Source organism: Prochlorococcus sp. MIT2309, from assembly GCF_059772305.1.
This window is the reverse complement of sequence record NZ_CM186282.1, coordinates 409,595-424,200: the sequence shown is the minus strand read 5'-3', so window position 1 is coordinate 424,200 and position 14,606 is coordinate 409,595. Positions and strand designations below refer to the sequence as shown.

The following is a 14,606-nucleotide window of genomic DNA, read 5'->3' as shown; positions in this document are numbered from 1 at the left end:
TTTAACTTTACTGCCAAACATATATAAGGAGAAATAAAAGGATCCAAATGACGTCTACAAAATGCCAAAAAAGACTAACTGACTCAACTCCCATCTCTCCATTTTCATAATTACCTGGTATGAATGAGCGAATTAACATTAATCCCATAAGTGCTATTCCAGTTATTACATGTAATCCATGAAAACCAGTTAATAGATAAAACATGCCTCCGAATAATCCACTGTCTAGCTTAAATGTTAGTTCTGACCATTCAACGTACTGGCCATAAACAAAGTAACTACCCATCAACATAGTTATGAGCCATACAATCCTGAATCCCGATAAATTCTTGTTATGCAAGTATTTCTCAGCAAAATAAATAACAAAACTTGACGAAACTAGTATTATTGTATTTATTAAAGGCATTTTTACAGCCACCCCTGAAACTCCCTCTGGGTACCATTGTGGGGCAGTAAGTTTTAGGATTATATAGCCAGCAAAAAATGCTAGAAAGATTATACTTTCAGAACATAGAAATATAATAAAGCCAGTCATATTGTGTCCATCATGTTTAACATGACCAGGAATATGATTGATGACTTCATTTTTTTTTGATGAAATAGTCATTTATTATTTATTCAGGGCTTTTTGAATATAAAACTCTTCATCTTCAACAAAAGGTTTTTCAAGTCCATAACAATATGGTTCATTAAGTACTGTGGGAATATCCTCTTCAAAATTTTCATGCGGGGGGGGAGATGGCAATAACCATTCAAGTCCAATGGCTCTCCAGGGATTCGGAGGAGCTTTTTTACCTCTAACCCATGAACTTACCATATTTAAAATAAACGGAATTGATGCAACTCCAAGCATAAATGCTCCAATACTTGCTATTACATTCCAAATTGCAAATTCAGGATCATAAGATGCAACTCTTCGTGGCATTCCTAATAAACCTGCCCAGTGCAGCGGCAACCAATTAAGCGTTGCCCCTACGAATGTAAGCCCAAAATGAACTTTACCTAATCCCTCGTAGTACATTTTACCAATGAACTTTGGGAACCAATGGTAGATTCCAGCGAAAATCCCAAAGGCAATTGTGTTGAATATTATGTAGTGAAAATGTGCAACTACAAAGTAAGTATTGCCTACGTGGATATCTATTGGAACTGTGGCTAACATTACCCCTGTAATTCCGCCAAAAATAAAATTAAAAAGTCCGCCTAGACAAAACAACATCGGTGTATTCAATCTAAGATTTCCACCCCAAAGTGTCGCAATCCAAGCAAAAACTTTTACCCCCGTTGGCACAGCAATTAACATTGTAGTGAACATAAATAGGTTTCTCATCCACAGAGGTGTTCCTGTATAAAACATATGATGAACCCATACAACAAGCGATAGTACTGTTATCCCAAAAGATGCTACGGCTACAAATTTATAGCCAAACAAAGGTTTTCTTGAGTAAACAGGAAATAATTCAGAAAAGATACCAAAAACAGGTAGCACCATTACATACACAGCTGGATGAGAGTAAAACCAAAAAAAGTGTTGGAATAAGACAGGGTCGCCTCCTTTTTGAGGGTCAAAAAAACTAGTTCCAAAATTTAAATCAAAAAACAACATGATTGCGGCGCCTGTAAGAGCAGGTAGTCCCAGCAATTGAAGAAGTTGTGCTGCTAAGACTGTCCATATAAATATGGGCATTTTGAATAAACTCATACCAGGGGCACGCATGCGAATAATCGTTGTCACGAAATTCAATGCACCCATAATTGAGGAAACACCTGAAAGTCCGATTGCTGTTATCCAAAGCATTTCACCGTTAAAGAATATCCCCAATGGATTTTGAATACTTACTGGAGGATATGACCACCAGCCTGAGGAGGCTGGACCCCCAGGGACAAAGAAACTCGCTAGCAATACAAAAGAAAAAACTGGTACTAACCAGAACGCTAAAGCATTTAATTTTGGGAAAGCCATATCTGGAGCACCAATCATTGGAGGTACAAGCAGATTCGTCAATCCACTAAGAATGGGAAAAAGGAATAAAAAAAGCATTATTGTTCCATGCATTGTGTAGAGACCGTTATACACAGATGGATCAAACAAATCCGAGGGGGGAGTAATCAATTCCCCCCTTATCAGCATTCCCAATAAGCCACCGATAAGAAGAAAGAAAAATGCCGTAACGATATATTGAATTCCTATTACCTTTGCATCAGTATTAAAACTAAGATATTTTCGCCACTCACCGGACCCATTGTCTAATTGTGTTGTCTCTTCAGTTTTTGTCTCATTAAAATCAGTTGACGTCATAATATTTATTTAGGAATCATGTGGTTTTAAGGGGTCTCCAGGATCATTCACCAAAGGAGGCGGGGCTGGTGGAACAGTTGCCCAACCTTTATTTCCACTTTTAAGACGCTTCTGATAAAGCGTATTTGCAACACTTAGACCCTCTTGGAGATCTTTACTAGAGGTGTTTTTAATCCATTTTTTGAATGACTCTTCTGATTCGACAATTACATTAGTTTGATTTTCTGAAAAATATGCTCCACTAAACATCGCGTCTCTCAATCTAAACGTCCCTAATCTTGTGGGGGTTAGATTGTATGAAATTATGCTCCCAGGAATTATGTCTTGTTTAAGTCTAAAGGCCGGAACATAGAAACTATGTAATACATCTTCAGATATAAGTAGTAAATTTGCTCTTTTATCAATTGGTAGATGTAATTCGGAACTATGAACCCCCTCTGGGTAAATGAATTCCCAATTCCATTGTCTTGATATTATCTTTATTGGACCAGTAAATGAATCCTCTTTTGTTAGAGCGAATTCAGGTGGGGGAGAATTGGTATTATATTTTTGTTTTTCACCAAGGTTTTGTAAGGTGTAGTTTATTTTCGTTGAATATGTAGCGATAGCAATAACAATGACTAAAGGAATGATTGTCCATATGATTTCCAATAAAATATTTCCTTCAATTGGAGCACCATCTGTTTCATCGTATTTATCCGCTCTATTAAATATCAAGACCCAACTCATTACGCCAATACACCCTAAAAAAATAAATGTGCCAATACCCGTTTCTAGTGCAAACAGATTGTCCACATATGGAGCTGCAGTGGATGCCTGCTTAGGTAACCAATCATGGGACCATTCAGCCATTTGTAGGCTAAGCAAAAGATTAAGACTACTAAAAATTAATATTAAGGTTATTGCCAGATAATTATTTTTCACTGCATTTCTTTTAGAAGATGTCATTTGATAACTCCATTAAGACTTTTTCCTTGAGTTAACAACTGGTCAGCAGTTATGTGAACACCAAAATCACTCGCCAACCAGGCACCTAATGACCCATGCAACCCCATAATTACTAAAATTAGTGCACCTGAGAAAAGGTAAGCCCAAGTCACTTGTCTCCCAAAATCTTTTCTAAAAACAAACCTTTGGAAACCTCGCCAAATAGTCATACCGACGATAACAAAGAGTAGAACCACTCCTCCAACTCCGTGCCAGATCATTGTCGTTATGGCATCTTGACCAATTATGCTTTTCACTCCTGGAATAGGCACCGCTAAAAGCATTTCGAAAAAACCACTTGCTACCGTAAAAAAAGTAATAAATGATGCAGCCAAAATGTTGTACCAACCAACATCATGAAAACCAATTCTCGTAACAGGTAAGGCGAGAAATCTTAGAACCCTCTTTTCCAAAGGGTAAAAGGCACCTGCAAAATCAAAAGCAATTCCAATAGCGAAAAGACCGATAGTCAGGTGAACTAAATTGGGATGGATTGGGATTTTGTAAGGAAGACTATTTTCTCCAAGCTGATTAAGAATATCGTTAATTGGTGAGAAAACAGTAATTTCTAAGGGCTTAATTAATTGATTTGACCAAGCTATTATGTTTAAAAAGTTTATAAAAATCATCATATTAATCCGTCTCTAAAAGCCTCAACAACAGGAACCGTATGAAGCCCATAAATCCATACAAGCATGTCTCCTAGATAAACTTGTATTACTACTAAAGTGGCAAGAAATATATCAATTACCAGGAATGCCTTAGATAATGTTTTTGGTTTACTTTGTCTATCTACATACCTCCACCCAGTAATTATGGAAAGAATTGCTGCTAAGGACCATCCAATTGAACTATGATAATTCAAAATATCTCTTGAAGCTCCGTATGGATTGGCTAAACCTGCTTCAACTTGTCCAAAAATAATTGCAATAAAAATAGCAACTGTTGCAACAATTAAGTTTAGAAAACTTACTTCAAAAAGGCTGGATCTCTTCGTGAAGATTCCAATAAAATCAAAAACAACAGCGATCAGTGCCATCGCAATAACAAAATGAACTACTATCGGATGAATTACATCAATCCAAGGGAGATTTTTCTCGTTTAATGAAGGAAGAAGCCCGAGCAACACGAAGTCGAGCGAATCGAATATACATAGCATGTCCATAAATAAATTTTTACGCAGCAAAATGGTCGCCAAAAACCTTGCCGAGTATATTTCATTACATTATTAATGTATAACTTTTTACCTTCTTAGTGATTGCGTGTGTGATGACTAAGCCTCTATTTCTCACTTAGGATAGAGACGCGCAATATTTTTAGTTTGCTTATCTTTTTTTTGTTTCTCTATTTTTAAGGTATCGGCTGATGGTTTGTCTGTTATGCAGAGGTAGAAAACATAGCCTATTAGAGCTGTAAAAATGACTCCGAGAATTATTATCACTATCCCTAATGGTGAATTAGGTGCAAATAGTTCAAGACCCAAGCTGGATGCTTGCATTTTTATTCTTTAAATATAGATATATTTTATTTAAATTAATTAAACACATAATACATATGTAATTGTGAGATGTTAATTTTTGACAACTGATCTAATCATTTTAAACAACTAAGTAAAAATACTCTTTTAATATTGGACACGTTTGTAAAATAATGATTTTTTTATAGGATAATATGAATAGTTTTTTTGAAGAAACAACTTTCAATGAGTCAAAATTGTTTAAGCAAATAGACCTGCAGTTATTAACTGGATGGGAATGTATTGAATCAAATACTAAAAAGAAAAAGTATCTTGAAGAATTAAAAATTCAAACAAGTAGAGCAATGGAGAATGTTAGGTACCAATTTGAGTGAGTTAAATTTTACTAAGCAGCTTTTTGTTTTTTAATTGATTGGAATTTTTCTGCCATTGTTTGATTATTTCTAACCAATTTTTTTACAGTTACATCTTGAGCTTTATCATTCGCTAGTCTTAAATTTCTCTCAGCTCCGAGAAGTGCATCTTTGGTTTTTTGTAAATGATCAATAGATTTATCTATTTCATTAATGGCAGTATCAAATCTTCTTGAGGCAAGTTCGTAATTCTTACTAAATGAATTTTTAAAATTCTCTAGTGAATTTTCAAAATTAGTTATGTCAATATTTTGAGATTTTACAAAAGCTAATTCAGCTTTGTAATTCAGTGCTTTTAATGATGCATTTCTGAGAAGGCTAATTAAAGTCAAGAAGCATTGGGGTCTTATTACGTACATTTTTTTATATCTATGAGATACATCAACTATTCCGGAATTGTAATAATCACTTTCTGATTCAAGTAGAGATACCAAAACTGCGTATTCACAATTTTTTTCTTCCCTATCTCTATTTAATTCTTTAAGGAAGTCCTCGTTTTTTTTCTTTGTAGCTGTGGCATCATTCTCATTTTTCATCTCAAACATTATTGATACTATCTCTATTCCATTAGAATCATAATCTCTAAAAATATAATCACCTTTACTACCAAATTTATAATCATTATCTTTTTCAAAATATGCTTTTGGGAAAGCGGTAGGCCTGATTCGATTGAATTCATTCTCGCAATGTAATTCAAGAGACTCCCCTATCATTTTTGTAGAAAGCCGTGATTTCATATCACGTAACCGTTCTATGGCCTCATCACGATCTTTGATTCGAACCTCATATTTTTCTTTAAGTGATTTTTCTGCTAATTGACTTTGCAAATTATTTCTTTCAATTTTATTTAATAGCTCTGCTTTTTCTTCTTTTAATTTTATTGATGAATTATTTATTGCTAATTCTATTGTCATATCATGGCTTTCTTTAATATTTTGGATCTTTTGGACAAGTTCACCTTTTTCTCTTTCATGTATTAGTTTTGACTTTTCAAGCGCAATAGATTTCTCGTACTGACTTTGGTTAAGTTTTGACTCCAAAAGTTTAATTTTATCATTCAGTAGATAAATACTTTTTTGTGTTTCTATTTCCAATGATTTTTTTATTAAGTTAATTGATCGAACTTTGTCCTTTTCTATATAATCAACTCGTTTATCAATTTCCCTCTGAAATTCTCTATCTCTGATATTTTTTATTATCTTTAAATATTCATCATCTTCCAGCCTTATGTTTTTACCACATTCTGGACAATTAATTTGATTCATCTAAACAGTTTTATTTCTTGTATTTTGACCAAAAGTTTGTGAAAAGCAATAGTATATTTCAAATTTTAGATTATTTGTTGTAAAGCGTTTGCATAAAGTTAATTATTTAATGCATTTGGACAGATTTAATTATTTGAATTATTATATTTTTTATTTGAGTTTTATGGAATATTTATTTTTTATGATTGGCATCTTAATCTTATCAATATTTGTATTGGTTTTTAAAGATTGGGCCTCAGGTATTGTTGCATTGATCATTGGAGGTCTTTTGTTCATTATTTTTAAATTGATTTGGTTGTTAATTAAATTATTTTAATAAACAAAATCTGTAGTTTCATAAATAAAAATATTATTAATATCTTAAAATCCAGAAATTTTTAGTAACTTTGCTACTGATTCTTGTCGTGTTATTGCATCATGTTTGGGACTGATTTTATCTAATATTGCAGCAACGCATATAATTTCAAAGGATTCATGCTCCATCCCCGCCGCGTCACAAATATCAGAAAAAGCTATAACTGGCTGTAAATTTGAAGGACTAATTTCTTTAGTTGCATCCTCAAATGCCTTCTCTAAATAAATTATCTCATCCGAACTTAGCTCCTCTCCATGAACATAACCGAAAAGTAAATCTCTGAAACTCATAATATTTAAATTATATTGATTGAGTCATCTCTTTTTTTTATTTTTTGGCTGGAATAAATCAAAGAACCGCCAGCGACAGTTGATGTTACTATCAATCCTGAGATAAGAATTAAAGCTAATAAACTTCCCAGTAAGCTTCCTTTGATGCGTAGTAAATTTGTTTTTATTAAGAGAGTAAGTAGTAAATCAATCGTTAATTTCATGCCAATAATATTTATTATCAAAAATTGATTGATCGGGTTAAAAAAGAGCATTTTTCATATTTTTTCGAATTATAACTGATTTATTTTTCATACGTTACTCAAAGTTTTAAATTTCACGCTAAAGTCACAGCAATTAAGATTTAATAATGACTAATTCTGGTGGATTTGATAAAAATGGTTTAGATAACATTGGAATTCATTGGCTTCAGTACCTATCTATGACGTGTATTTCTATGCTAATATTTTTCATTGCTTTGGATAAAGCTAATCCAGATTTTCACAATATAATTCTTCGATTACTTTTCAAAATCCAATGCAGTAACTTTAATTGTAATGGTGTCGAAATCAGTTGATATGAAATTGACTATAAAGATAGTTTGTTTAAAAGTTCTTTACTGATTTTTTTTCCAGTAATTGAAAAAGCTGCAAAAGCACCACTTGCAGCAACCGGTGGAATTCCGATACCTGGAAAAGTACTTGAACCACACAATAATAAGTTTTTTATGGGCGTTTTATTACCTGGGAATAACCCTTTAGACGCAGATAAAGCAGGCCCATAACTCCCATCTGTGGCATTTAAATATTTATTATGTGTTAATGGAGTCCCATACATTTCAACCTCTATTCTTTCTTTGATATCAGGGATTATTTTTTCAATTGATTTAAAAAATATTTGGCATCTTTCATTTTTTAGTTGCTCATAATTCGAATCGCCGTATTTTAAATTTTTCCAAATTTCCCAAGGTTCATTAGCGGGAGTGTATCCGTGCAATACATGTTTTCCTTCGGGAGCCATATTTTTATCGAGAACACTTGGTATTGATAACACTGAAATATTTCTGTCCGAATTAATCTTCTTTTTCCAGTCGTTTACCCAAATTGTATGGATGGGTAAGTCTTCTAATCCTTGGGCATCAAAACCAATATGTATATGAAGGAACGAACTACATTTTGGAGTCTTATGTTTTTTATTAATCCAATTATCTGCAATTCCTTTAGGTAATAAATTAATTGTTTGCCAAATGTCTGCATTGCTTACAATATGCTGTGCATTGATTTGATCTCCAGAGGCAAGCCTAACTCCTGATACAGTTTGTCCTGAGCAAATTATTTGATCAACCTTTGAATTGCATTTAACCTGGCCTCCATTATCAACTATTCCTTTTACAAGAGCGTTGACAATTGTCTCACTTCCGCCTTTAGGATATTCTAAGTACGCATCTTTTTTAAACCAATCCTCAAATAAGGTTGCCATTGCAGCAGCGTTTGTATCCTCTTTAGGTAATCCGCTTATCAGAAAACAAAGTAAGTCTACCCAATTATTTAAAAAGGGGTCTTTTAAATATTTGTTACTTATTTCACTAAAAGAACCGCTCAAGTATTTCAGAGAATTTATATGAGGGATTAGATTTTTACTGCGTTTAACTAAACTAAATATGTTACTAAAATCTTGATTAAGTGTTAGCAAAGGCAAAGAATTTGCTGCCTTTGATATTGGCTCAAGTTTATTCGTGAAATTAGTCCATTCCTCAACAATCTTATCTCCTTTTATTTCTTTAATACTCTTATTGAATTTTTCTTTTCCAACTCCAATCTGGAAGTCACCCTCAGGAATAAGAACTCTCCAGTCTGAGTATTTAATGATTTCTATTTCTGCACCTATGATTTTTAATATTTGGCCGAGTGGATTGTTGGTGGGTAAATTATTTAACCCACTCCAAAGTGATGGGCCTGATTCAAAGCTGTAACCCTTCTTCTTGAAACCATGGGCAGCTCCGCCTGGCTTTGAGTGAGCCTCTAATACAAGCACTTTAAAACCTGCTTTTGCAAGTAAAGCCCCGCAGCATAAACCTCCAACCCCACTACCAATAATTATTACCTCGGGGCAGTTATTATTCATTTTTATCCGATAAATTTTATCGATCCTAATTAACTAAAATAAAGTTTGCGCGAAAAATTGAGAAAATAATGCTGAAAATTTTTTATTGCCTCTCTTTAATAAAGTGTTTTATGAATTTTGATTTGTAGTAAAAAATTGAGCCTCCTACCATGTATCCCAAGGCAAGAGGCTGTTGAGCCGAACCCCATAGCTAGCATATTAGGTATTTTTGCTTAACGAGAGGAGTGAATCCCCTACCTTCCTGATTCTTGTTTTTTTAATTTTTCAATAGGATTGATATTTTTAGCACATACAGCTTGGATTCCTTCCCATCATTGGCCATGCCATAAAGGCCCACTCCCATTACCAATCTCTAGGTTTTTCTTCAATGAATCTTCAATGTACTTTTTAGACAATTCAACTGCTTGATACATTGGAATATTCTTTGCTCTATTGGCTGTTATTGCTGCATTAAGAGTGCAACCCGTCCCATGAGTATTTTTTGTTTTTATGTGTTCATGCTCAATCCAAGTATTTTTTCCTGCATTATCTAAGTAAAAATCTTTTCCTTGTAATTCATTCAATCCACCTCCTTTAATTAATACCGCTTTAGGGCCCATTCTTAGCAGATGAATTGCAGCTTTTTCGATTTCTAATCGTGAATTAATATTCATATTTGTAATTGTCATTGCCTCATAAATATTTGGAGTAATAATTTCCGCGATAGGTAAAAGAATATCTTTATATGATTGGATGGCCTCTTTTTCTATTAATAGTGATCCTGCTCTGGAAACCATAACAGGATCAATTATTTTTGCTCCTTTAAACTGGTTTATTATTTTTCCGGTCTCTCTAATTATCGAATTGTTGTAAAGCATCCCTGTTTTAAGAGCACTTATATCAAAATCGTCTAAAACCGTATTTATCTGAGCATTAACGGATTCTTTAGACAAAGGGTCGACTTTAGTCACTCCAATTGTATTTTGCGCTGTCACACAGGTAATTGCAGAACAACCATAAACATCAAGAGTCATAAATGTTTTTAAATCAGCTTGTATGCCAGCCCCTCCACCAGAATCACTTCCACCAATTGTTAGAGCAATCTTTTTTTTCATTTAAATAAATTTAAATTTGGTGTTAATTTTATTAGCATTTATAAGAAGTCTTCAAAAAACTCTAGCTCATATATCATCGCAGTAGAGTATAGATTATTACAATCATTAAATACATCATCTGAAAAGTTAGTGTCAATTAAATTTTCTAGTGAATCTGTTAGCTTCTTAAATGAATCATCTGAATAAGTTTCTATCCAATCAATATACTTATTATTTTTAAGTTTATTTTTTTCGCTTAATTCTTTTTTTATTTTATTTCCTATCCAGTAATAAAGTCTCATGCAGGGAGTCATCGCGGAAAGTATTTTTACCATATCATCTGATTCTGAAGTCTTTAGTAAGAATTCTGTATAAGCAAAAGTAGAGTCTCTAATATATGTTTTTTTTGAGATGTCAAGTCCCCATTTTTTTAAGTATTTGTTGTGTAATTCTAGTTCAGTGACTACACCCGAAAGCATAATAGTGAGCTCTTTTAGGGTAATTAGATTAGGAGATTTTGCGATTGCCATCCCATAAGCTCTTGCAAATGACTCTAAAAAAAATGAATCTTGAGCAATATATTCTTGAAAATTCCTAAGGGGTAGCTCACCTGACCGAATTCCCTGCACAAAACTAGATGAATAGCTTTTGTTTGCTATTTCAAAATTTGCTTCCCATAGAGTTTCTGAAACGCTCATAATAAAAATGATCTATATATAAATTTATTTTAGTTGCTCAGGTTGAAGCTAATATTTTTTTTAAGTTTATAGTATATTGTCAAAATAACAATTTATCTTTTATTTCTCTACCTTAATTTTCAAAAGTGTTTGATTAAGCCTATTATAAATCATAATATAAATATTATTTATACATCTTATGAAATTTATTTGTATTTCCAGCTTAAGTGAACTTTTGGAGACTATTGAATTTTTGAGAGTTGGTTTTGGTTCTAACCATTCATGGGCATATAAGCTATTTCTTCATGTTTCTAGGCAGAATTCAAGTCTTGGGGAGTATGGATATGTCATTTATGTAGACTCCTGTATTGTTGGAGCTGTTTTAACTATTTATCAAGGCAAATATAGGGATTTATCTGGTAATGAGCGCGATGTTATAAATACATCAAGCCTTTATGTCAATAAAAAATATCGCGGATTACCATCAATTTCTCTATTGAACCATCAACTAATTAGATACTCTAAAGCTATTATAACATCTACTCCAAGTGAAAAATTTATTGATTTTAATAAGAGAATAGGATTTAAGAATATGAATTCAGATATATATCGCTTATTTCCTAGTTTTAAACCCTCTGATTTATTTCCCAAAGTAAAGATACTCAATTATGATGTTAATAATATTTTTATTGATAGATTTAGTTTAAATAATAATAGCCTTACTGATGCTATTTCATATAAGATCTTATTAAATCAGAAGCACTATTTATTTATTGTGGGCTTAATTAAAATCAAGTACTTAAAAGGCATCCCAATAAGACATTTTGAAATTCTTTGGTCTTCAGATTATACTCTAATTGATAAAATAATTTTTAAAATAGCAAATTATTTTCTTTTTAAATTTGGATGCTTATATATTGATTATTTTAGAGAAGCTAAATCTAAAAGCTCACTCAGTAATAAAAATAAATTGCCTAGGCTAATGCTCATAAAAACTGATTCTGAAATAAAATATATTTCACCTTTAGGGGGTGAATTATCACTTAAATCAATTTCACTATAAAAAGATTTTATTACTTAATAAATGTCTTGATGTTTTGAGTTTGATTAGTATATAAAATACTACAAATTTATATTACTGTAATTAACTAGATGCTAATATATATACATATTTTTTGTCCTCCAATATATTTAAATGACCTTTGATAAAGATTTTTGTTTTGTTCCGTATAGAAATCCCTATACAGGTGGCCAACTCCAATTATCAAATGGTAGTTATGTTGATCCTGTTACTAATGAAGAATTTCCAATTATAAATGGATGTCCAAGATTTTGTCAGATTTCAAATTATACAGAGAGTTTTGGTTTTCAATGGAATAAATTTGGTCATGTTCAGATAAAACATAGTGATGTAGCTAAAGCCTCAAAGGATAACTTCTATAAGGCAACTGCTTGGAATCCTGCAGAGCTAACAAGACAATCTGTTTTAGAAGTTGGTTGTGGTGCTGGAAGATTTTCAAATATATTTTTAGAGACGACTAATGCAAATCTCTACAGCATAGATTACTCAAATGCAGTTGAAGATAATTTTAAAAATAATATGAAATATTCAAATCGACTATTTTTATCACAAGCATCAATATATAACATGCCCTTCTCTGATTGTAGTTTTGATAAAGTTTTCTGTTTTAGGGTCCTTCAGCATACTCCTTCTTTTTCTAATTCAATTCGAGCATTAGTCGCAAAAACTAAAATAGGAGGTGAAATTGTTATTGATTTTTATCCCATAAATGGCTGGTATACTAAGTTACATTCTAAATATCTGCTCCGTCCTTTTACCAAAAGAATAAGTCATAGATTTCTCCTTAAATTGATTAAAATAAATATCGGATGGATGATTAAGTTATTTGATCTTTTATGTTTTTTTAATTTAGGTCTTCTTACTAGATTTATTCCTATTACCGATCTTCGATGCTTCCCAAGTACTTTTAGTAAAAAAGAAAGAGAAGAATGTGCAATTATGGATACTTTTGATGCTTTTTCTCCAGAATTTGACAATCCTCAAAGGATTAAGGATGTTGTGAGATTTTTTTCTGAATCTGGTTGTCAGGTTACTTTTGCATCAAAAATTGCTCACAAGGGTGGAATCTCAACTGTTGTAAGGGCTATAAGACGCAATTAAAAATTTAAATTTTCTCTTGATTTTATTAATCGTCTTGAACTAGTTGCCATTCCAGAATGTGTCATAGCTACTTGACCAATATGTTTGGTTGGGTGAAATAATTTACTTCAAAATAAAAAAAAAATGAGCGATAATCTAAAAAACTATCAGGACGCTTTTGTTGAAGCCTTTGAATTAGAGAATAAGAACGATCTACTTGAGTTGAAATATCAGAGTATTGATGAATGGGATTCAATTGGTCATATGTCTTTAATGGCAGAATTGGAAGGAGCTTTTGGTATTACGATAAAAACTGAAGATCTTATAGAATTCGAATCATATAAACAGGGAGTTGAGATTTTGGCCAGATATGATATCCTTGTGAAGATTTAAATAGGTGCTATTCTTTAGACCTAAATGGCTTTACTACAAAAACCGATTGTTGTTGAAAAATTTAGGGCTTTTCACGACTATGTAAAATCAAATAATAATCAGATTGGTATCAAGCAAAGAGGTTTAGATATTAATTTGAATAATGCTTGTAATCTCAAATGTCAGCATTGTTTTACCCTATCTCCAACTGGTTTAAACATAGATAAAAGAATTACATTGGATAAAATATCATCTATTGCAGATCAGGCTCATGAGCTAGGTATTTTTGAAATAGACCTACAAGGTGGTGAATTGCTACTTAATACTAAGTATTTGTATTCTGTTTTAGAGAATTTTGGAACAGAGAGATTTTACGTATATGTAACGACAAATGGTTTTTATATGACTGAAACAATTGCTAAAGAATTAAAAAGACTTGGTGTTGACAGGGTTTCTGTGAGTATAGATAGTATGACAGCTGAAACCCATGATGCTTTTAGGGGAAAAAAAGGTTCATGGGAAAGAGCAATAAATGCTCTAAAACTTGTTAAAGAGGCTGGAATAACCCCCTATTTGAATATAACAGTTGGAAAATATAACATTGATTCAGAAGATCTAAGGTTGCTTCTTGACTACTCGAAAGATCAGAAGTACACCACTTTATTGAACATTGCTACTCCAGGTGGAATGTGGCGTAACATGCACGATATCTGTATAGATGAAGAGGATTCGAAACATCTCATAGCCATGAGAAAAGAATATAAAAATATCTTGAGAAATCTATGGGACCCTTTTGATAGAAATAGGGAAGGAGTAATTGGATGTAATACTGTTAATAGGCTTTACATAACTCCTATTGGTGATGTTTTACCATGTCCATACGTGCATATTAAGCTAGGCAATATTTTCGAATCATCTCTAAAAGAAATATCTGAGAATGGTTTTAGAGTCAAGTACTTTAGAGAACACAGTGATAAATGTTTAGCTGGGGAGGATATGTCCTTTATAAAAGACTACATGGCAAAAGATGGTACAACTATATTTAAGGCAAAGGAAATTGATGAATTATTCTCACCAGAAGAACTAATAGAAGATAAAGTTAATTTACCTGCCTCTAAGTTAACTGTTTGATTA

At 32.4% G+C, this 14,606-nt stretch carries 17 protein-coding genes; 5 read left to right on the top strand and 12 right to left on the bottom strand.

Going from position 1 to position 14,606, the window contains the following annotated elements; genetic code table 11:
• Positions 1 to 7: 7 nt before the first annotated feature.
• From AC6EJA_RS02315 to AC6EJA_RS02290, 6 genes are all read right to left on the bottom strand, one after another.
• A complete protein-coding gene (locus AC6EJA_RS02315; protein ID WP_498502960.1) occupies positions 8 to 607 on the bottom strand; it encodes a cytochrome c oxidase subunit 3 in 600 nt (199 codons plus the stop codon).
• A 3-nt stretch (positions 608 to 610) separates the two neighbouring features.
• Positions 611 to 2,299, bottom strand: coding sequence for a cytochrome c oxidase subunit I (locus AC6EJA_RS02310; protein ID WP_498502959.1), 1,689 nt, complete (start codon positions 2,297 to 2,299; stop codon positions 611 to 613).
• A gap of 9 nt (positions 2,300 to 2,308) precedes the next feature.
• Positions 2,309 to 3,247, bottom strand: a complete 939-nt coding sequence (locus AC6EJA_RS02305) for a cytochrome c oxidase subunit II (RefSeq protein ID WP_498502958.1) — start codon at positions 3,245 to 3,247, stop codon at positions 2,309 to 2,311.
• Positions 3,244 to 3,915, bottom strand: a complete 672-nt coding sequence (locus AC6EJA_RS02300) for a DUF2231 domain-containing protein (RefSeq protein WP_498502956.1) — start codon at positions 3,913 to 3,915, stop codon at positions 3,244 to 3,246. The genes AC6EJA_RS02305 and AC6EJA_RS02300 overlap by 4 nt, the downstream gene beginning before the upstream one ends.
• Positions 3,915 to 4,445: a DUF2231 domain-containing protein gene (locus AC6EJA_RS02295; protein WP_498503527.1), complete on the bottom strand. Its 531-nt coding sequence runs from the start codon at positions 4,443 to 4,445 to the stop codon at positions 3,915 to 3,917. The genes AC6EJA_RS02300 and AC6EJA_RS02295 overlap by 1 nt, the downstream gene beginning before the upstream one ends.
• Before the next feature lie 129 nt (positions 4,446 to 4,574).
• On the bottom strand, positions 4,575 to 4,784 hold the full coding sequence (locus AC6EJA_RS02290; RefSeq protein ID WP_498502955.1) for a hypothetical protein: 210 nt from the start codon (positions 4,782 to 4,784) through the stop codon (positions 4,575 to 4,577).
• 173 nt (positions 4,785 to 4,957) lie between these two features.
• Here AC6EJA_RS02290 and AC6EJA_RS02285 point away from each other — a divergent pair, with 173 nt between their 5' ends.
• A complete protein-coding gene (locus AC6EJA_RS02285; RefSeq protein WP_498502954.1) occupies positions 4,958 to 5,137 on the top strand; it encodes a hypothetical protein in 180 nt (59 codons plus the stop codon).
• An 11-nt stretch (positions 5,138 to 5,148) separates the two neighbouring features.
• Here AC6EJA_RS02285 and AC6EJA_RS02280 read toward each other — a convergent pair whose 3' ends face one another.
• The 6 genes from AC6EJA_RS02280 to AC6EJA_RS02255 form a co-directional block, all read right to left on the bottom strand.
• A complete protein-coding gene (locus AC6EJA_RS02280; protein WP_498502952.1) occupies positions 5,149 to 6,441 on the bottom strand; it encodes a DUF2130 domain-containing protein in 1,293 nt (430 codons plus the stop codon).
• Positions 6,442 to 6,801: 360 nt separating this feature from the next.
• Positions 6,802 to 7,086, bottom strand: a complete 285-nt coding sequence (locus tag AC6EJA_RS02275; protein WP_498502951.1) for a hypothetical protein — start codon at positions 7,084 to 7,086, stop codon at positions 6,802 to 6,804.
• 5 nt (positions 7,087 to 7,091) lie between these two features.
• Complete coding sequence (locus AC6EJA_RS02270) at positions 7,092 to 7,289, bottom strand: hypothetical protein (RefSeq protein ID WP_498502949.1); 198 nt, start codon at positions 7,287 to 7,289, stop codon at positions 7,092 to 7,094.
• A gap of 364 nt (positions 7,290 to 7,653) precedes the next feature.
• Positions 7,654 to 9,189, bottom strand: a complete 1,536-nt coding sequence (locus tag AC6EJA_RS02265; protein WP_498502948.1) for a phytoene desaturase family protein — start codon at positions 9,187 to 9,189, stop codon at positions 7,654 to 7,656.
• Positions 9,190 to 9,500: 311 nt separating this feature from the next.
• Positions 9,501 to 10,283: a bifunctional hydroxymethylpyrimidine kinase/phosphomethylpyrimidine kinase gene (gene thiD, locus AC6EJA_RS02260; protein ID WP_498502947.1), complete on the bottom strand. Its 783-nt coding sequence runs from the start codon at positions 10,281 to 10,283 to the stop codon at positions 9,501 to 9,503.
• A 38-nt stretch (positions 10,284 to 10,321) separates the two neighbouring features.
• Positions 10,322 to 10,960: a TenA family protein gene (locus AC6EJA_RS02255; protein WP_498502946.1), complete on the bottom strand. Its 639-nt coding sequence runs from the start codon at positions 10,958 to 10,960 to the stop codon at positions 10,322 to 10,324.
• Between the two features lie 214 nt (positions 10,961 to 11,174).
• Here AC6EJA_RS02255 and AC6EJA_RS02250 point away from each other — a divergent pair, with 214 nt between their 5' ends.
• The 4 genes from AC6EJA_RS02250 to AC6EJA_RS02235 all read left to right on the top strand — a co-directional run bounded on the left by AC6EJA_RS02250 (position 11,175) and on the right by AC6EJA_RS02235 (position 14,603).
• Positions 11,175 to 12,002 (top strand): hypothetical protein, encoded by an 828-nt coding sequence (locus tag AC6EJA_RS02250; protein WP_498502945.1) that lies wholly within the window; start codon positions 11,175 to 11,177, stop codon positions 12,000 to 12,002.
• Between the two features lie 132 nt (positions 12,003 to 12,134).
• Entirely contained in the window at positions 12,135 to 13,121 is a 987-nt protein-coding gene (locus AC6EJA_RS02245; protein ID WP_498502944.1) for a class I SAM-dependent methyltransferase, read from the top strand.
• Between the two features lie 123 nt (positions 13,122 to 13,244).
• On the top strand, positions 13,245 to 13,493 hold the full coding sequence (locus tag AC6EJA_RS02240; protein ID WP_498502943.1) for a hypothetical protein: 249 nt from the start codon (positions 13,245 to 13,247) through the stop codon (positions 13,491 to 13,493).
• Between the two features lie 24 nt (positions 13,494 to 13,517).
• On the top strand, positions 13,518 to 14,603 hold the full coding sequence (locus AC6EJA_RS02235; protein ID WP_498502941.1) for a radical SAM/SPASM domain-containing protein: 1,086 nt from the start codon (positions 13,518 to 13,520) through the stop codon (positions 14,601 to 14,603).
• The last annotated feature ends 3 nt before the right edge of the window (positions 14,604 to 14,606 follow it).

Coding starts and splice junctions, on each gene's coding strand:
- AC6EJA_RS02310 (WP_498502959.1), bottom strand. CDS start 2,299: ATGACGTCAACTGATTTTAATGAGACAAAAACTGAAGAGACAACACAA.
- AC6EJA_RS02240 (WP_498502943.1), top strand. CDS start 13,245: ATGAGCGATAATCTAAAAAACTATCAGGACGCTTTTGTTGAAGCCTTT.
- AC6EJA_RS02275 (WP_498502951.1), bottom strand. CDS start 7,086: ATGAGTTTCAGAGATTTACTTTTCGGTTATGTTCATGGAGAGGAGCTA.
- AC6EJA_RS02280 (WP_498502952.1), bottom strand. CDS start 6,441: ATGAATCAAATTAATTGTCCAGAATGTGGTAAAAACATAAGGCTGGAA.
- AC6EJA_RS02300 (WP_498502956.1), bottom strand. CDS start 3,915: ATGATTTTTATAAACTTTTTAAACATAATAGCTTGGTCAAATCAATTA.
- AC6EJA_RS02285 (WP_498502954.1), top strand. CDS start 4,958: ATGAATAGTTTTTTTGAAGAAACAACTTTCAATGAGTCAAAATTGTTT.
- AC6EJA_RS02235 (WP_498502941.1), top strand. CDS start 13,518: ATGGCTTTACTACAAAAACCGATTGTTGTTGAAAAATTTAGGGCTTTT.
- AC6EJA_RS02305 (WP_498502958.1), bottom strand. CDS start 3,247: ATGACATCTTCTAAAAGAAATGCAGTGAAAAATAATTATCTGGCAATA.
- thiD (WP_498502947.1), bottom strand. CDS start 10,283: ATGAAAAAAAAGATTGCTCTAACAATTGGTGGAAGTGATTCTGGTGGA.
- AC6EJA_RS02255 (WP_498502946.1), bottom strand. CDS start 10,960: ATGAGCGTTTCAGAAACTCTATGGGAAGCAAATTTTGAAATAGCAAAC.
- AC6EJA_RS02290 (WP_498502955.1), bottom strand. CDS start 4,784: ATGCAAGCATCCAGCTTGGGTCTTGAACTATTTGCACCTAATTCACCA.
- AC6EJA_RS02265 (WP_498502948.1), bottom strand. CDS start 9,189: ATGAATAATAACTGCCCCGAGGTAATAATTATTGGTAGTGGGGTTGGA.
- AC6EJA_RS02245 (WP_498502944.1), top strand. CDS start 12,135: ATGACCTTTGATAAAGATTTTTGTTTTGTTCCGTATAGAAATCCCTAT.
- AC6EJA_RS02270 (WP_498502949.1), bottom strand. CDS start 7,289: ATGAAATTAACGATTGATTTACTACTTACTCTCTTAATAAAAACAAAT.
- AC6EJA_RS02315 (WP_498502960.1), bottom strand. CDS start 607: ATGACTATTTCATCAAAAAAAAATGAAGTCATCAATCATATTCCTGGT.
- AC6EJA_RS02295 (WP_498503527.1), bottom strand. CDS start 4,445: ATGCTATGTATATTCGATTCGCTCGACTTCGTGTTGCTCGGGCTTCTT.